The 19,592-nt window shown below is 54.6% G+C and carries 19 protein-coding genes; 1 reads left to right on the forward strand and 18 read right to left on the reverse strand.

Features of this window, described 5'->3' with window-relative positions; genetic code table 11:
- The 6 genes from AC2FME_RS17075 to AC2FME_RS17100 form a co-directional block, all read right to left on the reverse strand.
- Positions 1-1,115: ABC transporter substrate-binding protein (locus AC2FME_RS17075; protein ID WP_496801068.1), on the reverse strand; the 1,115-nt coding region annotated here is incomplete at its 3' end.
- A 233-nt stretch (positions 1,116-1,348) separates the two neighbouring features.
- Entirely contained in the window at positions 1,349-2,602 is a 1,254-nt protein-coding gene (locus AC2FME_RS17080; RefSeq protein ID WP_496801069.1) for a sigma-54-dependent transcriptional regulator, read from the reverse strand.
- A 1-nt stretch (position 2,603) separates the two neighbouring features.
- Entirely contained in the window at positions 2,604-4,562 is a 1,959-nt protein-coding gene (locus AC2FME_RS17085) for an ATP-binding protein (RefSeq protein WP_496801070.1), read from the reverse strand.
- Positions 4,559-5,797 (reverse strand): ABC transporter substrate-binding protein, encoded by a 1,239-nt coding sequence (locus AC2FME_RS17090; RefSeq protein WP_496801071.1) that lies wholly within the window; start codon positions 5,795-5,797, stop codon positions 4,559-4,561. The genes AC2FME_RS17085 and AC2FME_RS17090 overlap by 4 nt, the downstream gene beginning before the upstream one ends.
- 777 nt (positions 5,798-6,574) lie before the next feature.
- Entirely contained in the window at positions 6,575-6,877 is a 303-nt protein-coding gene (locus AC2FME_RS17095; RefSeq protein WP_496801072.1) for a DUF4387 family protein, read from the reverse strand.
- Positions 6,874-8,091, reverse strand: a complete 1,218-nt coding sequence (locus AC2FME_RS17100; RefSeq protein WP_496801073.1) for an acyclic terpene utilization AtuA family protein — start codon at positions 8,089-8,091, stop codon at positions 6,874-6,876. Before AC2FME_RS17100 ends, AC2FME_RS17095 begins: the two co-directional genes overlap by 4 nt.
- A gap of 103 nt (positions 8,092-8,194) precedes the next feature.
- Between AC2FME_RS17100 and AC2FME_RS17105 the strand changes: the two genes are divergently transcribed.
- Positions 8,195-8,584, forward strand: a complete 390-nt coding sequence (locus tag AC2FME_RS17105; RefSeq protein ID WP_496801074.1) for a hypothetical protein — start codon at positions 8,195-8,197, stop codon at positions 8,582-8,584.
- Positions 8,585-8,611: 27 nt separating this feature from the next.
- On the opposite strand, the gene AC2FME_RS17110 is transcribed toward AC2FME_RS17105, so the two are convergent.
- The 12 genes from AC2FME_RS17110 to AC2FME_RS17165 form a co-directional block, all read right to left on the reverse strand.
- The gene (locus AC2FME_RS17110; RefSeq protein ID WP_024099659.1) at positions 8,612-9,559 is read right to left on the reverse strand and encodes an alpha/beta hydrolase; all 948 of its coding nucleotides are present in this window, start codon (positions 9,557-9,559) and stop codon (positions 8,612-8,614) included.
- Complete coding sequence (locus AC2FME_RS17115) at positions 9,556-11,241, reverse strand: RcgA family putative transporter (protein ID WP_496801075.1); 1,686 nt, start codon at positions 11,239-11,241, stop codon at positions 9,556-9,558. Before AC2FME_RS17115 ends, AC2FME_RS17110 begins: the two co-directional genes overlap by 4 nt.
- Before the next feature lie 277 nt (positions 11,242-11,518).
- The gene (locus AC2FME_RS17120; protein ID WP_496801076.1) at positions 11,519-11,971 is read right to left on the reverse strand and encodes a GIY-YIG nuclease family protein; all 453 of its coding nucleotides are present in this window, start codon (positions 11,969-11,971) and stop codon (positions 11,519-11,521) included.
- A gap of 1 nt (position 11,972) precedes the next feature.
- Positions 11,973-12,122: a hypothetical protein gene (locus AC2FME_RS17125; RefSeq protein WP_496801077.1), complete on the reverse strand. Its 150-nt coding sequence runs from the start codon at positions 12,120-12,122 to the stop codon at positions 11,973-11,975.
- Between the two features lie 101 nt (positions 12,123-12,223).
- The gene (virB11, locus tag AC2FME_RS17130) at positions 12,224-13,216 is read right to left on the reverse strand and encodes a P-type DNA transfer ATPase VirB11 (protein ID WP_496801078.1); all 993 of its coding nucleotides are present in this window, start codon (positions 13,214-13,216) and stop codon (positions 12,224-12,226) included.
- A complete protein-coding gene (locus AC2FME_RS17135) occupies positions 13,216-14,628 on the reverse strand; it encodes a TraB/TrbI/VirB10 family type IV secretion system protein (protein WP_496801079.1) in 1,413 nt (470 codons plus the stop codon). The genes virB11 and AC2FME_RS17135 overlap by 1 nt, the downstream gene beginning before the upstream one ends.
- A gap of 2 nt (positions 14,629-14,630) precedes the next feature.
- Positions 14,631-15,371 carry a TrbG/VirB9 family P-type conjugative transfer protein gene (locus tag AC2FME_RS17140; protein ID WP_496801080.1) on the reverse strand — a complete coding sequence of 247 codons (741 nt, stop codon included), beginning with the start codon at positions 15,369-15,371 and terminating at the stop codon, positions 14,631-14,633.
- Positions 15,372-15,377: 6 nt separating this feature from the next.
- Positions 15,378-16,031 carry a VirB8 family type IV secretion system protein gene (locus AC2FME_RS17145; RefSeq protein ID WP_024099666.1) on the reverse strand — a complete coding sequence of 218 codons (654 nt, stop codon included), beginning with the start codon at positions 16,029-16,031 and terminating at the stop codon, positions 15,378-15,380.
- Positions 16,032-16,064: 33 nt separating this feature from the next.
- Positions 16,065-17,063, reverse strand: coding sequence for a TrbL/VirB6 family protein (locus AC2FME_RS17150; protein WP_244462828.1), 999 nt, complete (start codon positions 17,061-17,063; stop codon positions 16,065-16,067).
- Between the two features lie 9 nt (positions 17,064-17,072).
- Positions 17,073-17,576, reverse strand: a complete 504-nt coding sequence (locus AC2FME_RS17155; RefSeq protein ID WP_496801081.1) for a hypothetical protein — start codon at positions 17,574-17,576, stop codon at positions 17,073-17,075.
- Positions 17,573-18,385 (reverse strand): type IV secretion system protein, encoded by an 813-nt coding sequence (locus AC2FME_RS17160; RefSeq protein ID WP_496801082.1) that lies wholly within the window; start codon positions 18,383-18,385, stop codon positions 17,573-17,575. The genes AC2FME_RS17155 and AC2FME_RS17160 overlap by 4 nt, the downstream gene beginning before the upstream one ends.
- Positions 18,382-19,497 (reverse strand): lytic transglycosylase domain-containing protein, encoded by a 1,116-nt coding sequence (locus AC2FME_RS17165; protein WP_496801083.1) that lies wholly within the window; start codon positions 19,495-19,497, stop codon positions 18,382-18,384. Before AC2FME_RS17165 ends, AC2FME_RS17160 begins: the two co-directional genes overlap by 4 nt.
- Positions 19,498-19,592 lie beyond the last annotated feature (95 nt).

The raw sequence follows: 19,592 nt of genomic DNA on the forward strand, positions 1-19,592 counted from the left end.
TCGGTGGCTTTCTTGCGTTTCTTGGTGAAGATAGCCGCAAAGTCCGCATCTAGGCTGGTTGCCTCGTCAATCGGGTTGGCGTCGATCAGTGCCCAGGCTTCTGCGATCAGAGCCTTGGCGTCTGCGTTGTCGCCGCCCGCGTGTTTGGCTTCGGCGGCTTGAATAGCACCAACAGCATCGCGCAGATCATCCAGACGATAGGTGATCATCACGTCGAACATCGAATTGACGAGGTTGTAGCGAGCACCGGACATGGCCACGTCGAACTGAACTGTGGCACCGATGGTTGCATCCTCAAACGGGTTCGGGAACCCTTCGGGCGCGTTGGCATAGGTCTTCGGGTTGACCGGCAGGCGCATGATTGCCGGGTCCAGAAGCACTTCCTGCCCTTCAGGGGTCAGCAAGTATTCGATGAAGGTGGTGGCCCCAGCTTCGTTCGGCGCGTTGTTGACCACACCTACGTTTGCCGGAACCAGAGCGGTCACGGTCGGATAGGCAAAGTCGACGGGGAAGCCCGAAGCTTTGGACGAGAAGCCGAAGAAGTCGATGACGATCCCGAGGCCAAAGTTACCAGTGTTAACGCCGTCCGGAACGCCAAAGCTACGCTCGGTCACGGTGCTGAAGTTACCGGCAATCCGCTTCCATTTCGCCCAGCCCTGATCCCAGCCTTCGCCCTGCAAGAGCGTTTCAACGGTGAGGTGCGTCGTGCCAGAGCGTGACGGAGCCGACATGCCGACGTGGCCGTGATACTTGGCGTCCGCAAGGTCATCCCATTCTTTCGCGGGCTCAAGCCCGTTGGCTTTCAGGTAGCGTTCATTCCACATGATGCCATAGCCGGCACCGGCAAAGCCGTAGTAGTAGCCAGCAGGGTCGTTGAGCGGATATGCACCGATCTTTTCCGGGATTCCTTCCGACTGAACGGTAACTTGTGCAAGCAGCCCATCCGCTTTGAGGACCTCAAAAGCGTCAGGCGCTGATGCCCAGAAAATGTCTGCCGTGTTGTCGCCAGCGATTTCCTGAATGTATTTCACGCCCGCCGACGTCTTCTTGTTCAGGATCTCGAGGTCGTAGTTCGGGTGCGCAGCTTCGAACGCCGCTTCAATCGGACCGGTCATAGAATCCGGGAACGAAGTGATGACGGTGATCTTGCCATCTGCCAGTGCACCCGAGGCCGAAAGGGCCAGAGTCGCGATTGAGGCATAAAGTGTGTTTTTCATGTTTTCCTCCCATATGTTCACGCTCTCCAGCGCGTGAACGAGAGGGTTTCAAAGCTGGATCGTTCTCGCAAATATTCCCGATTTGGTTAGAGAAGGCAGGTGATTGGGGCAGTTTTGACACATAGTTTGGGTCACTCCTGACCCGTTTTCGAAAGCCCGACAGCTTTCATGCGCAGATAAAGCCGCTTGCGTGGAATCGACAACAGCTCGGCTGCATCTCCCTTGCGCCCGCCAGTTTCGCGAAGCGTTTGCTCTAGCAAGCTGCGCTCGAATTGATGCATCGCTTCATCATAGGAATGGCAAACATCATCTCCGCCCTGAGCGCGGCTTTCCAATGCGACGGGAAGGCCAATCACCATCCGTTCCGCAACATTGCGCAGCTCGCGCACATTTCCGGGCCACGAGTGGCGTTCAAACAGAGCAAGCGTCTCCTTTGTGACCTTTGGCAAGCGCTTGTCAAATCGAAAGGCTGCCTCGCGTAAGAACGCCTCCAACAACAGATACTTGTCTTTCTCTCTGTCCTTAAGCGGGGGCAATTCGACTTTGGCCACATTCGTGAGGAAATAGAGCTCGTCACTGAGAAGCCCTTTTGCGTCTGCCTCATCTGGCGAACTGGTGAATGAGACAACCACACGGGGACGATCTGATTGGCGAAGATAGTCCGACAGAATGGTCTGGCTTATGTGATCAAGCTTGTGAATCGCGCGAAAGAAGAGGGTGTCTGTCGCGGAGCTGACATTCGCAAGATCTTCCTTCAGGCTTTGTGCGGTTGCAGTGCCACAGCTTATCGTTGCGAAATCCCCTTCGCCTTCTCCGAAATCGTGAAGCATCTGAGCAGCCATGGCCTTGCCCGTGCCCGTCTCACCGCTGAGGGTGACCGTCATCGGAAGCGGAGCCAGGTTGATCAGCGCCGTTCGGCATTCTTTTACTACGCGCGATCGTCCGATAAACCTGCTTCGCATTCCGCCACTTTGGGCAGCGCGCTGTCGCAGTCGCTTGTTCTCTCGCACGAGCTTCCTTGCATTCAATGTCCTTTGCATCACGCTCAGCAGAAAGTCGGGTTGAACCGGCTTTTCCAAGAAGTCGTGTGCCCCCTTTTTGATTGCGGCGATCGCCAGACGAACATCTCCGTGGCCGGTGATCATGATGAACGGGACTTCCGGCGCGGCACGGCGTACGGCTTCCAAGACTGCAAAGCCGTCCATGCCACCCATTCGAACATCGCAGAGAATGACACCGCCCCATTCGGGGTCAAGCACGTCCAGCATCTTGCTCCCATCAGAAAAGGCGCGCGTTGATAGGCCTTCTTCCTCAAGAATCTCGCGGGTCGCCTCACGAAAATCCTCGTCGTCATCTACAAGATATATTTGTGGGTCCGTGGTCATTTCACGTTTCTCCCGATTGTAGTGACACCGTTGCACGAGTTCCAATTTCCGCGCGCCGTGCCAAATAGAGATTACCACCCATCCCAGTGACGATGTTGTATGAGATCGACAGCCCTAGGCCCAAACCTTCACCGGGGTCTTTTGTTGTCACAAATGGATCAACCGCCCGCTCGGGTTTCAGATCGCCCAAACCAACGCCAGTATCCACGATCGAGAACACAACGTGACTATCCGCAGCGTCTTCGGACCGAATAGTGATTTCGCCAGGTTTGCCCGTTTCAGCGATGGCGTCGCAGGCGTTGGACAGGAGATTGACCAACACCTGTTCCAGCAGGACCGCATCGCCCATTACAGTCTGGCTTTCTAGTTTCGGATCGATATGCGCAATGATGCCGTGATCCGCCGTCTGCGCTTTCAGCAGTTCCAAGGCGGAACGAATGGCCGAGGACAGGGCCACGTTCTCGCGCAGATATTCCGAACGGCGGGCAAACCGGCGCAAATGCGAGATTATGCGCTCCATCCGCAGGACAAGGTCGTCAATCTTGCCCGTCTGCACACGCAACTTATCCTTATTGTCCGCCTGAATCGCCCGTTCAACCAGATGCAAGCGTTGCCGAATTGCGCCCAGCGGCTGGTTCAGCTCATGGCTGATACCAGCGGACAGGTTGCCAAGCGCCGCCATCTTGCCCGCCTGAACCAGCTCGCTTTGCGTCTGGCGCAATTCGTCAATTGCCCGGTCCCGGTCGCGGATTGAGTCCTGGAACGTCTCTACGGCTTCGGCCAATTGAGCGAATTCATCATTTCGCTTCGGCAAGTCGGTCAAGGACGGAGTATCCCCAGCAGCGATGTGGCGCATGGCGGCGGTGAGTGACTGCATCGGCTGAATGATGGACGGGCGAATATAGAGAAACGTGATTGCCAGTCCGCCAATAGCCGCCAGCGCGGTCGTCACCAGCAGCAATTGCATCGTGATCGCAGAGTTCTCAGTGAAGGCTTCGCTCGTCTCAGCCAGCTCTGCCCGCTGTAACTCAGCTTGGGTTTGAAGCTTCCGCTGAATGTCTGTCAGGAACATGAACGCCATGCCCAAATGCTCGCTGAGTTGCGCCCGTGCCACGTGCCAATCCTTGCGGTCCTGCACCAATCCATCGCTACCAAGCGTCAGCCGATCAAGCGCATCCGTCGCCTGTTCCAGCGACAGGTATTCCGCCTTGTCGGGCAATTCCGAAATGCGGTTGTTGATACGCGCGATTGCGTCGGTCATCAGATCTTCGAACTGTGCCAGCTGGGAAAGGGACTGACTGGTCAGAACTTGTGTTGCCAGAGTTGTGGCCAGCGACGTCTCATTTTCCAGGTTGGCAAACGTGCGTTGCAGAGATTGCTCTTCCGCAAGCATATTCACCATGTCCAAGCGCTTTTCAGAGTGCTCTTCATGGATAAGGGCGCGTGTCAGAACCTCGATATTGTAGCTGAAATCTGCATTCATGGCCGCAGCCTCGTCCTGCATATCGACGTTTAGCCAGCGCAGTGCTTCGACCTTCGATTGCGCGCGAATTTCCAGCAGTTGGGTGTGGTTCAGGTTTCGGATGACCGATGCCAGCTGACCTTGCAACGCGTTCAAGTCATCCTGCGACAGAGCGGTGTCAAATCCCTCACTGATGAAGGTGCTCAGCTCCGAAATCGAACTGCGCAGAACCTCCTCCAGATCTCCCGAGGCCTGTTGATCCACTGAGAGGATGCGATTGCTCAAAATGGCGAGATCCGCGGCTTTGGCGGACAGCCTTGACGTTTGTGCCAGCCGCGGCACTTGATTTGCACCCAACTCGGACACCACGTTTCGTGCATTGCCGAGCCAGTGAAACGCGATACCGACAACCACCCACGTCAACAGGATGGCCATAAGGACGAGCAGGAATAGGCGCGTCCAGATCTTAGGGACGACGCGATCCCAAAACTGCTTCATTCTGCCACCCGCGTTTCCAATGCGGACAATGAGGTGGAAGCGCTGGTCAACAGATCATCTGTCCGGTCCCGCCACTGCTGTAACAGGCGGCGTTGGGTCTCGCTCACTCCCGCCAATGCTGTGGAACGCATACCGCCCCGGACGCGCTGCGACGCATTGATGGCTTCGTCCGAAGTGATGACCACAGTGGTCAGCATCTGTCGGACCTCTCGCAGCGCGTTGTCGGGAGCTTTACCGTTCAATGCGTGATACCGGCGCCAAAGGTCCCGGCGCTCAACCAATCTTTCCGTGACCATCACGTCAAAAAGCGTGTTAACCGCCCAATACCGATCCGAGGACATTCGAGCATCATAGTCGAACCAGGGCAGCTTCAACGCTTCTATGATGTCTTCTGGCAACTGATCGGCGAATTCTTTTCTGATCGAAGCGTCATAGGGGATGCGTGAGATATCCGGGGAAAGCAGCGCCATCTGTCCCGCGCGCGAGAGCACCAGTTTCACGAACTCACAAGCCCTGTCGGATTGCTCTCCATTCTCAAGGATTCCGATCTGCGCGGCGACCAGTACAACGGGGCGGCCATAGCGGAATTGCAGCGTTTCACCGAGTGACTGGGACAGGAAATCAACGGTCAGGCCGAGATCGAACCGTTCGTTAACAAGCCCGTCCGGAACCCCGTAACTTCGCGCGGTCAAAGTTGAGAGATTGCTCGAAAGCTCAAGCAAAAAGGCCCAACCCTCTTCCCAGCCGCGTAATAAGAGCAGTTGTTCGACCAGCATGTGCATCGTGCCGGATCGCGCCGGCCGGGCCATTGCAATTCGATCGCGGTATATCGGCCGCAAAAGGTCGTTCCACTCACCGGGCATGAACACCGTATTGTCAACACGTCGCGCCCAGCCCATGGATGACAGCGCAAAAGGTTCAATCGGATCGGGCCCATCCTGGCCGCAAACAGTTTCATCAACAAAGGCTTCCCTGCGCCTAAGGATTTCAAAGGCTTCCGGAGATGTAGCCCAGAAGATGTCAAACTGCCGCTCATTGCCGCGCAAAACCTCGTCAATCGCGGCAACTGTATTCTTGTTGAGAACTCGAACCTCGGTATCGGGGAAAGACTTGTTCCAAAGTTTGACGTAGGCATCGGTGACTTTGGGTGGGAATGACGTGAGGATCGTAAGCTCTTGCGCAAGGGCCGGAAAGCCCATCGCGATATAGATCAAGATCAGGATCATTCGTGCCATCGAGGAAATATACGATCGACTGATATGAAATGCAGCAACATCCTTTGATCGGTTGGGCTTGGGTCACATTTGACACATTCAGATCACTTGCGCCTAGGGTGTCGAGCCAGGTGCCGTCGTCGGCAATCTACTTCCCGGCGGGCGACGTTGTTCTATCCTAGCGTCATGTTGATACGAACAATTGGCGACGAACGATTGCCCCAAGCTTCAGTTATTAGTCGAAGCGAGCCTCGGAAAACCCGGAGATCCACACCCCACCAACTCAATCATTGATACAGGAGAGATGTAGACTGTGATGACATCGGTATATGGGTAAGTTCGCCCTTTTGTCACTTTCCGGTCATCACCTCTCACCTCAACGATATTCAATTAAATGGCGTGAAAGTGCATCTTTCGTTTGTTTCTCCGCTCGTCAGGCGCGACCCCGCTTCGGCTCATTCGTGCCCACTTTCCTTCAATCACTTATGCTGGCCTAACAAACCAATCTCGCCCGCGGTATGCACGAGGTCAGCGGCTCGACCCCGTCGAGGCACTGCCAAATCCTTTCCCAGCTTTGCCGATTGATACCCTGCGGCGAACGTCAGGCTTTAGTTCGAGCCGACGGAAAGCTTTCAGAGCTTCGATAGTTTTTCGATGGCCATCTTCAGATGGCTAGGAAGTTGAGCAGCCACGGAGACACTGAGACACGCGTCAGGCACCTGCCACGGGCCCCTTTGGTGCCCCCCGTCAGGCCCCGCTTTTGACCTGATCGGGCAGAGGGGCATTGTCGCCAGAACCTTACTTAATCGCGAGCCCTGTCAGCAAGTTTGCGAACGACGCCCCATGCATGTCTCTGTCAAAACGAGTTCCCTGAATCTGGGGGCGCGGTAGACTGAATTTCAAAACATTCAGATCGGATATTTCATAGCGCTTCAACTCGGAAGCCGTGGTGCCAAGGGCGGCGGCCACGCGATCATTGTCAGCTATTTTACAAGCCTGATCGAAAGCCGCTTTGGAATCGCAGAATATATCGATCGTCAACCAGAACGGCCCCGCGTTTTTGGACCGGATTTTCATGGCGACATCGGACAGAGTGGTCATGCGCTTATCTCCAGCAGGTCCAGTTTGAAGGCGTCCATTGGGTCGTCCAATTCAAGCACGTGGTTCAGGCAGAACTCGTATATTTCGCCACGCCCCATTTCGGTGGGCGAGAAGGGGAAGGCGAAGGTCGGCATTTCTTCCTGCTCGGTCAATGGGTGGTGCAGAAGATAGGGGTTCAGGATCTTCGCCACCTCGCGCGAAGTCGCTTCCGACTGCGCGGTGACGATCCCCATGACCCCAACTTCGGTGCCAATGCGCGCCGCAGTATCCAAGCGGCCCAAGGTGGCATCCGCACCGATCAGGCGCAGTTCCAAAGTGAAGGGTTCGTTCACGCGCTGGGTCGCTTTGGCGGTGCATTTCGCCTCGATGTCGGCGACCCATTCACGGATGTTTTCGACATAACGCGGTTCACGCACCAGAGCCAGGGAAACGGTTTGGTAACCGCCGCTACGCGACCCTTCAAGTTTGACCGTGTATGTGTCGTCTGGCACCCATTCGCTGCCAGTGACGCGAACCGTGCGATCATCCATGGCCGTATAGGTCGCGTTGGTGACATCCAGATGCCCCCCCGGTTCATACAGTTGAAAGGGGTTCGAGTTTTCGTAGAGCATATGGGCCGAAACCGTATAGGGCGTCGCCCGTGCTTCTGCCCCCATCGGGGTGATGGTGAACCCCTCTTCGTCAAAGGCGATCAGAATAGTGCCAGAGTTGGGGCTGGTCGTAGCCAAGGCCCCGCATTCGCCGATCTTGGCCCCATGCCACGCCCCGCCGGGATGGCATCCGCGGGCCAGCGGTAAGGCGGCAATGGTAGCCGTGTCGGTTGTTCGTCCCGCGATGACAATATCGGCACCAGAAGACAAGGCGGCCTGAATTTGCTCGGCCCCGGCCAGCGCAACGATATTTGTGCAGCTGTCCAACAGCTCTGATGAGATATCGATCACCGGCTGCAATGGCTTGACCCTATCGGCCCGAAGGGCTGCGGAAATTTTCGCTTGATCCTGCCCGGACTTAAGAACCGCGACTTTCAGGGCCGTCCCCATCTCAGCGGCAATCTCTTTGGTGATTTCAACCAGCCAGTCCACGGCACTGTCCGCGCCCGAGGTACCTGCGGTGCCAATCACCAAGGGAACGCCAGCCTCGGCCCGCGCCTCCATCAGTTCGCGCCATTCGGATTTGATCGAATTGCGCGAGTATTTGGAAGTCCCGGTTCCCAAATAGTGCGGACCGCTGTCAGCCCAAGAAGCCGGCTACGAAGTTCAGCTGCACTATGTTCGTGTCGGCACGCCAGAAGCGAACATAGATCGGATCTCGCAACGTGTGGCCGATGGCGGCCATTTTGTACCCGATGAAGATGTTGCCCGTCGCTATGAGCGATCTATGGAAAACCTTCCGACGGCAATTTCTCTCTCTGATTCATCGACACTCTATGACAATTCCGGCGAAGTAGCGGAACCGGTAGCGGAGCTAAGTCGAGAGAGCTTTCAGTTTTCCGAGAATGCGCCTCGCTGGGCGGTGAGAGCTGGATATGAGGGGGCGAAAGAATACTATGCCCAGGCTGAGACAGATACGGAATTTCGGGATGCAGCTTTGCGGCAGGCGGAAGCCACGGTTGCTGCCGGGGCCTTGTCAGAAGACGAGCTTGAACAATTGAAGCAGGATCTTCTAACCGATCCGACCCCTGATCGGGATAATGACCATGGGCTTTGAACTAACTCCAACCGCAATTCCACCTGGTTAAGAAAACAACGCACAAATCTCTGAAATCACACGATCACGAACACTTGCGACTTCATAGAGAACATCGTGTCTTGCGTTGGGGATCAGTTCGAATTTTCCGCGTGACCATCGAGACATTCGGTCTTCTACTGCCGGGATAGCTACAATGCTATCTTCGGCACCGCAGAATGTGATGCACGGAACATCAGGCGACGCGATCTTAGACAACGCCTTTGTTTCCTTGAGCGTTTGATACAGCCAGCCCATGCTTGGTCCACCGACTTGCTGATCCTCCAGGTTTTCCGAAACGCTCTGATAATAGCGATAGCTGCTTTCGTCGTGGGTCAGCCGGTTTTCATCAAATGGGGTCGTCAGCACATAGCTTTCCCCGCGTGTGCCCGGTGCATAGGCATGACCCTTACCGATGAGCTGGGCAGTCCATGTCAGAGGCCAGGCCGCGAACCGCTGAAACGCTGATAGATTTATGTCCCACAACGGCGCGGAGAACGCACATGCCGACATGGGCAAACCCTCTGACAGCGCGCGAAGGCCGACACAGGCCCCTAATGAATGCCCGAACAGAAACCAAGGCTTCGGAACGTCCAGCGCTTCGGCGGCTTTGAGCATTGCCGACACGTCTTTCTGATAGTCGGAATATCTGTCAACATGGCCCAACATGCGATCTTCATCAGCTCGATCCGAAAGCCCCTGACCACGCCAGTCAATCGCGAAAGCTGAATATCCTTGCGATTGAAGCGCCTCGACCGCCCGGCCATACTTTTCGATGTTCTCCGTTCGTCCCTGGAACACAAACACCGTGCCTTTCGCGGCATCTTCGGACGGCCAGTGGGCAACGCGGAGTCGCACATTATCGTCAGTGTTAATCCAATACGCATTCACATTGCGCGGACCCTCTGCCACTTCAGGGAAGAATGGGGCCTTTTCCATCACGGTAGTACGATTCATGTTTGCCTTTCATATCGGGAATGCTGACCCCAAGGGGAGGCAGGTTTGGTGAGCAAGTATCCTGTTACGACCAAGGTAAAAAGCAGGAAGATCGAAAATCCGGGTACGGCGCCGATAAGGAAATAGCTGATCACCAACAACGCCATGCTGCCATCCATGATAGCCCAGGGTGAAAAAAAGCGACGGTCGATCTGGTTTACTTCAAGACGCCCCATCATCCATCGTATCTTGATCGAGGCGTTCGCGAAGACGCCAACAATCGCCAGCAAGCAAAAGAAGCTATAGTAAAACCCTGGAGCGATCCCGAACGACAATTTTCGCGATCCGGCATAATGGTGGGTTTCAAACAGCGATTGAACATCAGCTACAAGCCATGTGATTAGGTTGCTGCTATCAGATTGCAGAAAGCTTGATTGGAGCTTCATCATGATCGTGATCACAACGCCTAATGCAGTGCACCGGTAAATCCCGTACATGAGCGAGAGGCTGATGCTCTGAAATTCGCGACCAGTCTCAGTGTCCAACCTGTTGTCCAGACGCTTTGCGAGACCCAGATAGTCATGCTTCATCAGGTGCAGGAGAATGTGACCGGCGAAAAAGAAGTAGGCAGCGAAGCCGTTGTATAGGAAAACCATCCCAGAGAAGGCTATCGCGCTTGGCACGGAAATGAGTTCAGGCCGCACGATAGCAATTCGGCCCCAATCGACAGGCCATGAGCCGGTGTCTCCGTTCAGCAAAGGCGTAAGATGCGTCGCTGTCCAGTTGTAGACGGATGCCAGTACCACCGTGATAAAAAAAGTTGTCCAGAAAATGTATGACGCAGCCCTGAGCCTGTATTCCCAGCTATCGCTGGCAGAGGCCGGATCTCCCAGCGTCACAAGCTCAGGTCGCCATTCCTCTTTCCAGCAACGCAGCAGCTCGATCAAAAGAGATAGAAACAGTGGCAAGAGCGCAATGAATACGATTGTCCAATTGGGTGCCCACAGAAAACCGACCTGCTTTGTATGCCCGCCTTCCGGCGCGTAAAGAACACTATGGATGTTTAGTGTGAAAGCAATCAGAGCAAGGGCGCAAGCACCAGTGAAGATAACCAGCGGCAATGCCATCGAGCTTTGACTGCCAAAGATAGATTCTGTTTTCTGTGCCAGATTGAACCTTGGCCCTGAAATTCTGCCATCATTGTTACGCTCGGTGCTGACGTGATCCGCCGATTTAGTGGATAGATCGTCTTCCGGTCTCAGGCTTGCAACCTGTTTGCTGCTTTTCTTATCTTTCCGCTTCGCAGCAAGTCGTCTGTTTGCTGCACTCAGTTCTCCGCGCCATTGTAAGGTGGCTTCAGGATCTCCACAGCCAAAGATTCTAGCCAGCCAAAGAATGTTGTCTGCACCGATACCCTTATCGTTACTCTGAAACCAAAGCTGCACGGTCCTCAGATCTACCCCTTTTTCATTCGAGTCGATCTGCGAAATTGCCTGCGTAAGCAGCTCTGGGGTCCAGGGTCCTACCGCATTTCCGTCTTCACCAACTTTCCGTCCAGCACCAACAGAGGCCAAATACTCAAAAAGTTGTTTGAAATCACGGTCATCGCCAGGAGGCGGAACATAAAATTTACCGTGTTTTACCAATACTTTACACTGTTCTATTTCGTTTCGTTTCGTTCTGTTTCGTGCAATGGGCCTCATACACTGCCAATCACACCCTTACAACCCAAGGTTATCACAATGAGAATCATCCATGAACCAGTCAGCACTTACGGCCGGAAGGCCGATCACAAACCAGCAACACTCTCACACTGATGTTTCGTCTTTGCCGGACAAGCTGAGCATTTCGATCAAATATGACGGTCAGTTTGTCGAGGTCGGCAAGCGATACAGAGACCGGGATGGTTGTCTCTGCGTGGCCTGGTCAGTGCCGCCAAGCCGCATCGAAGACGAGATCATTTTTCTGCATTCTTAAGGTTTAGAGCTGACCTGGCGCGCGCTCCCGGCTTTCGGGCCGGAAGACGCGCTTGGTCGCACCACGAGGCCACGAGAGCTTCAATTTCGCTATCAACTCGATACGTGAAGAGGCTGCTTCGAGACGGTCTGCGATACTATGAATATCTTCGGTTGCGAAAAGCCAAAACCATTCTGTTCCGCGCCGATCGCGCTTTCGAAACGGGTTCCTTCGCAGGCGTCGTAGTACCAGAGTTTCGCAATTTCTGGCCCACGGCAGGGAAACAGTTGATACGATCTTCATATCATCGCCAGCAACACGATTCAGCTCAGCACGCCTGTCTTTGGTTCTTCGTTTCGTAAATCCGACTTTGAACAGCCTTGGCTCGCTTCTTGACTGAAGCAAATAGACAGTGCCCCACGGCACTCGCGAAAACCGGAGCCAAGGGATCGTTCTTCTCGGTCGTCTTAGCTTCATGTCACCGTTTGCGCCAAAGGTATGCGGCGATAGCGCAAATGAGGATTGCAACGATCACCCAGACCCAGATCCATGACGTTTTATCTGCCGCACAGTTGACCAGATCGAGACCTGCCAAGGCGCTATTTTCGCTTTCTTTGCAATCGTTCATTTGTCATCCCCCATCGTGCAAATTCCTTACTGCCGAAACCAATGTCATCTTTCCGCAAATATCCTCGGGGGGTCGCCCGAAGGGTAGGGGGCAGACGCCCCCTATCTGTCGATGTGAAGCGCTGGCAGGTATATTTCCGCTACACCGCGACGGCCATCGTGCCTGCCAAGCTGAACAACCAGGTCGATGCTGTTAGCGCAATATCGCCAAACCTCTTGAAAGGTCATGTTCATACCAACGTCCATCACCATAAGCGCCAAGCGATCCAGCGCCTTCTTTGCTGTATCAGCGTGGATAGTTGTGAAACTGCCCCCATGGCCGGTGTTAATTGCATCAAGGAAGGTTTTGCATTCGTTACCACGAAGCTCACCGAGAATGATGCGATCAGGGCGCAGACGGAGCGTTGCTTCTAGCAATTTCGCTGCTGTGACTTCGCCGCCTTCAACTCGCTTCGCACGAAGGCAGACCGAGTTAGGTTGCTCCGGAAACAGCTCAAAGGCGTCTTCAATCGTGACGATACGCTCTTGCGGTTCAACGAGATCGAGAAGGCCGCGCGCAAACGTGGTTTTACCACTTGAGGTTCCGCCAGAAATCAGAATGTTCAGCCGGTCCTCGATGCAAACCCGCATCGCGTCCTCGACTTTGCCTTCTTGGGCCAGATCCGCGACATGTTGAGCGCGCTCGCGCCGTTTTTCTTCAAGATCAACAAGACCCCCATGCAGAAGGCCCATTTTCTCAAGCGAAATCTTAGTGTGGCTATATGAGCGGAGCGTTATAGCCGTTCCGCCTTCGATTGCTGGTTCTGCGATAACCTGGGCGCGAAGCGGGCGACCAGCATATTCGATTTTTCCGGATAGAACGGGCTTCGCTACAGAGAACTGTGCCCCAATATCGGATGCTATCGCGGTGCCGATGTTGTTGGCGTCAATCTTTTCGAATTTGTGTGAAGAATGGAGCGCCATGTAAGGCGCTCCCTGTTTCTCTATCCAGACTGTTCCGTCACTGTTGATGGCAATCTCGACAATCTCACTGTCTTTGAGCAGATCCTTGATTGGCGTGAAATAGGCTTCAAGAAAAGAGCCGGCGTCGTCCATCAATAGAACTCCAAGTCACGATCAACCATGATCGTCACACGCGCGCCTTGCTCCACAGTGATGATCGGGGGCAAAGTCGCATATTCGTTGATTACATCTGCACTCGCATTGGCAAGATCGTCGCCTATGTCCTCGGCTGTGTCGCGAGCTAATTCGCTGTCCGAAGCATATGCGTTCGCTGCGATCGACGGAGCAGCGCCAATCAACGACACCAGAGCAGCGCCGCCAAACCGCATTCCAAACCGTGAGTTAACACGACCCGTTACTCCCGACCGCCCTTGTTGATCACCGCCATAGGCCGCAATCTGGACTGACTGGCCGTCAGGAGTAACCAATCGCGACCAACGTACCAGAATACGTCCCTGTCCGAGTGAAATGTCAGAGCTGTACTGCCCAAATACCTTCGATCCTGAAGGGATCAGAATGCCCGATCCATCAAATGAATATACCGGTTCATTAACCATTGCTGTAACAGCGCCGGGCAATGAAGAATCGATGGCATTTTCCAGTGTCGCCGCGATCATTGTACCCTGCACGACAGTCCTCGACGGGTTTGCGATCACTTCTGCTGAGGTCACTTCAACAGGAGAAGCGCCGCTTTCGACAAATGCCCGATTGCGTTCATCAGAGGTTGGATTTCTGGATGTGGGGGAGCTTTGACCAGCTGATTGATCTGTCGATCCGCTCGATGCTCTTTCATCATAAATCACGGATGGAGATTTAATTCGCGCGGCCATGATTGCGCGTTGTTCCTGCCGGATGCGCTCAAGTTCAGCTCGCCGCTCGCGCTCGGCCGCGGCCTGTTGTTCGGCAAGCCTTTGTGCTTCGGCATCTTGGGCTAAACGCTCAGCTGCGAGGCGTTCTGCTTCAAGTCGGGCCATTTCCGCAGAGGCGTTCTGTTGCTCAGCCTCAGATAATCTTGCTTGAAGCCCTTCGATCTGCTGATTCATTGCCACTTGCATTTCTCGCAAGATACGGGCGTTTTCCTCATTCGCCGCTGTAACGGCGGCTGAGATCTGTTCGGCCAACTCTTGCTGCCCTGCACCTGCGTTATCCGATATGCCACGAAGCTGCGCTTCGAGCTGCCGAACCTGTTCTTGCAATGCTCGCTCGCGCTCGGCCATTGCCCGCCGCTGTTCTTCCAGCTGTGCATCAACACCCGAAAAATCGAACGATGGTTCTGGCTCAGCTTCACCCGGTTGGATGCGCGCAAAACTATTGTCCGGCGACCCTTCCTGAAACTCTAGTGAACCGGATGTTTCCAGAGGGGCCTTGTTGTCGGGCGCGATCAGCGGATAGGCCAAAAGCCCCACCATGCCGAGTACGCCTGCGCCAACAATTGCTTTTGCAGCGGCCCCAGGGCCTTTGGCTTTCTTTTTCGATTTTACTTCGTACTCTTGATCTTCAGCCATGATTAAAACTCCTTCCCGGCAAGCGCAGCAACGGTTGACCGGCTACTAACCGTCCCACCTTGGATGCGTCGTATGCAGACGACTTCGTTGCCGATCCGAACCGAGTATTCAGAATGAACGCCGCTCACACGGACAACGCGACGCCGCGCCGAAGTGTTTGTTGTGACCTCATATCCAGAGGCGTTGACACGAAAGATTGAAGGGCGCGTGTCGTTCCGAAACTCGAAGAATGTATTCCTACCGTCATTCCAAACGCGCACAGGCCGGAAGTTTGCATTTCCTGAGAATTGGTATCCAGTGTCGCGTGTGCCGGTCGCAGCAACGGTTCGGCGCGGTCTGTCGTCAGGAAAGTTGACAACCACGCGGAAGGTTTGGCGCTGCACGGTTCCCTCGGTCACATAAAAGGCGATTGCGCGACGGTTCGTGTAAACTGTCATGTTCGAGCTTGCACGAGCAATCACGGGCTTGATGGAGATAGTCTGGCGGTTTGAAAGCACTTCCACTTCGAAGCTTTCACTGTCGCCCAACAGAACCTGCGTGATCCTCTCACCATTCCCAAGCTCAATCGCTGTATTTACGCGAAGATGGGTATGGACACGGATTACGTCAGTCGGATTATAGGTGACGTGCGTAACCCTCGCATCGGCACCCATAGTCGTCGGTTTTCGCTCAGCAATGGCGGGGGTCGCCGCTACCAAAAATGCCGCGCCGATAATCATTGTTATGTTAAGTTTCCTGTTCATTGCTACTTACTCCCCAAGCGTTTCGGCATCGACACGGAAGGTCGTGACTGTGAATCCAAGCGGATTTTCCCAGACTCGTTGGAGCTGGCGTTCCCGTCTTGGCTCGAACTCAAATCCAACAGTTGCAACGAAGGATCTGGTAACGGCCTCTTGCCGAGGCCGGCGAAGCGATTTTTCAAACCGCACCTGCGCGACGAGCGGTTCTAGGAAGTTGATTGCCTTGATCCTGACAGAGACCTCAGATCCTTGGCCGTAAACGCGCGGTGGATAGCTTTCATTGTCACTGCTATCGGTCCAAAGGCGGCGAAGAGAGTTTTGCGCGCTGCCACTTGAGCGACGCTGTACGCTTTCAAGACGCTCTTGAATGCCCGCGAGGATGTAACTCTCACGATCAGTCACATATGCAACCAGGAGCGCTTCCTTTACAGCTTCTTCGTCCGAAATTCCCGTGGGCTGGACCTGCACAATCCGCTCAGCTGCACCGGTTGTTTTGTCAACCAGCACCGTGAAGACTTCTGTTTCCTTCAACGGCATCATGAAAACGATTGCTGCACCCAGCAGCAACGATAGACCGCAAGATGCTGTCGCTACCTTCCATGCCAGCCGTTCACTACGTTTCGGCTGCAACACCAGGTCTACATCGAATCCTTTTTCTGACATTGGCTGCCCTTCCTTCAAACTCGTCAATTCCGTTTATTTTCTCAGTCGGTTCGCAAGATATTGAACCTTGCTGACCGTCGCGTGTCCGACTTTCGAGGCTCGGCTTGCTCCAGCATCGAGCGCCTGACCTCTGGCGGCGCGATATGCCCCACCAATGGCTCCACCAGTTGCACTGGCCCCTGCTTTACCGGCGTCAAGACCTTTACGGCCCTGCACATAGGTTGCTGCGGCAGCAGCGGTTAGACCGATCCCGGTTTGTGCAAGTGAAGAAGATGTGCTGGGGATCATTGCCATAAGGCCAGTCCCCAAAAGCATGATCACGATGAAGCTCACCATATCCCCTATCGTGTCAACGGAACTCAGATCGTCGGGAACTACATCGGTGGCAGCGGCTATAGTGAAGCCCGCCATTGCAGCCGCCAGTAGCGGGACAAGTGCGAAACCGAGAGCCATTTTTACATAGGCTTCGAAAAATGGTGCTGATTGTTTGAAAAGAGCGGTCGCCACTGCAACTGGTCCAAGAATGATCAGCACGCCGATCATGAGCTTCGCGCCGCCGATCATGATGACACTGACAACGGCCATAAGTGCGGCGACCAGAAACATCAGCACGCCCGCAATAGCACCTGCTATGAAGCTACCGTTCTGGCTTACGGCGTCTCCTACATCGAGCGCACGACCATACAATTCATCTAGGCCGTCATAAAGGTTTGTGACACTACCGCCCGTGATTTCGTTAAGCACCACGGCACCAAATTCGGCTGGTGCGTCAGTCAGGACACCGTAGACAGCATCAAAATTGTTGAAGGAACTCACGAATATATAGACGAGAGCAATCCGTAACATGAGGCTGACGCCGTTCTGCAATGTCATAGGAATGGCTTGAATGGCGAGGTTAGCGCCAGTCAGTGCAATAATGAGTACCGACCCCACCTGCACGATGGGCAGCACCTCAGCGGCAACCGAGTTAAAAATCGTGCCGCCGATGCTTGCAACCGCCGTGTCCACTGTCGTGAGAAGGGTTTCAATCACTGCCAATGTTTATTCTCCCCGGCAGTTGGCGCTGTGAAACGCTCGGTAGTTTTCATCTATGGCGCGACGATTGCTCTCTCGCTCATCACGCATCGCGAAAAAGACCTCTTCGGTCATAGTTTCGGTCGTGACGCTGAATTGTTCCTGTAACAGGTCGTCAAAACTCGCAGCTGCCGCCAAGCATTCACAGCTTTGTTCGGCCAACCGAATTTCGCGCAGCTTCATAAAATACCACTGCTTTGCAGCGCCGTGATGGAACGGATGAGCTGTTTCGAAGTACCCGGTTTTTGCTGGCTCCCTATCGCATATCGCAGCGCGGTCTTCCTTGAAGAACAGCATTTCTCGACGCTGCATTTCCTGCATGATTTCAAGAAGCAAATCTGCGTCTTCAGAAACGACAGCCGCGGCCGCAGCGCCTTGCAACTCTTTCGGGTTCATCGCCTCTATGTCCTGTGACAATGCGGGTGTGCAGACAGCCATCAGTGCGAGTGCGAGAAGACTTTTCCTGATCATTCTGCCGCTCCCGAGAAATCGAAGAACGCGCGCTCTTTGGCCTGTTCTGCGGCCCAGTTGATGCCGTTCTGACCCGAAGCAAGCCCTTGTGCGGCGTTCAAGCGCCACATCTGGCCCAGCATGTAGTTGGTCTCAGCTGCCATTCTGGTGTTGAGATCCACAGATTCTTTCAGCGTGTCGGCACTGCCAATCTCGTCAACAAGTCCAGACGTGCGCTCGATGCTCTGCCCTGCTTCTTCATAGGACAATTGTGCAGCAGCCATTGCTGTGGCGTTTGCTGCCGCAGTTTGCGCGATCGTGCCATCCGACACATTGTCTGAGCTTGAAAGCCCGCTCAGGGTTTCGGGTGTAAACCCTGCACTTGACAGCGTGTCTTGAACAGCCTCGGCGGCCATCTTGTCGCCCATGGTGACTTCGCCATCCAAGAGGCTATCCAACAGGCCATCGAAATCGCCAATTGCGAGCGAGTCCATGAAGCCGCTCAGATCGGTGATTTTCTCAGCACGGCTGCGAATATCCTCGACCGAATTGTACAGATTGCCGATCTCGTTGAGACCCGTGATTGATCCCAGGACGTTTTCCAGCAATCCGTTAATGTCGGTCAGCTGTTGGATCTGTTCTTGCAGCTGTTCGATCTGCTGAAGCTGTCGCTCCGCATCAGCCAACGCCTGCTGCAATTGCTCGATGTTCTTGGCGAGGTTGGACCCGTCGATAACAGGAACGCCCTGTGCATAGACAGGTGCGGCACCAATGGTTCCGTTCAAACCTGCGGCCACCAGGGCCGCGCAAAGAAATGGTTTCAGTTTCATTCGTTGTACTCCCAAAAGGTGGTTGCTTGAAGTTGTTGCGAGGCTTCGTTCAAACCTTGCGCTGCTTCGACTTTCACATGAGCTGCGCGCAGGCGCAGCGTCAGAGCCATCAGACGGGCCCTTTCTGCCATCAAATAGGTATTCCAATCGTAGGCTTCTTTGACGTTCTGACGGTCGCCTTGATCAAGGATTGCCGCGATCCGGCGCATCGCTCCGTTGATCTGTTCGGATTGATAGGAGCCATAACCCATCGAGGCATCTGCGTAGTTGCCCCATGCGGCATTCGCCCCGTCGATCCCATCCAGCGATCCTGTCATATCGACACCTGTGATCACCGAAAGATATTCGTCATAGTAACCCTTGATACGACGAACATAGTTCTGAGTTTCTTCAAAGGGCGGAATGCCGCCATACTTGTTCACGTTGCCCGGGCCAGCGTTATAGGCCGCAAGGGCATAATCTACGCGGCCATACCTCGCAAGCTGGGTCAAAATGTACCGCGCACCACCATCTAGGTTTTCCCACGGATCGTAAGGATTCACGCCGAGATCAGCAGCGGTCCCAGGCATCAGCTGACAAAAACCCCGCGCGCCCACATGACTTACAGCAGCGTTGTTGAAACGGCTTTCCTGTTTAATCAGCGATTGAAACAGAATGCGCCAAGTCAGCGGATTTAGACCAGCCGCCGACACACCCGCATGGCCTTCATACCGCCGAGCAACGGTAATAATCATCTGTTCAACAGAAGCATTGTCACCAAACAGGCGCTGTGCGTCTTGGTTTTCCGTTTCTGTGACGGGGTAGGCTTCTGCGGCGCTCGGGAAGTTCACCGAGCCGCCCTCTATCCCAGCAACATTTGTCGTCCCCGTCGATTCCGCCAAGAACCGCTCATAAGCTTCCCGTTGCTCTTCCTTCAGCTCAACCAAGCTGTCGCGGTTTTCGATCTTCGTACCCTGGTCAGTAGCATCACGCAGCGCTTCGGTAAGACGCGAGATATTCTGAGCCAGATTATTCCCGTCAATCACTGGAACGCCCTGCGCCAGCGCCGACGAAGCGACACTGGTTGCGAGAAGAAACGCGGCGGCCTTAGAAGCTCTGGTAGTCGCAATCATAGCGCCCCCCCGGAGTGTCACTCGCGCTGATCGTGAAGTGATTTGTTGCGTTCCGCGTAGCAACATAAGTGCCATCAGCGCTCCTTTGACCAAAG

The sequence above is a fragment of the Ruegeria sp. BHSC026 genome (assembly GCF_059613065.1).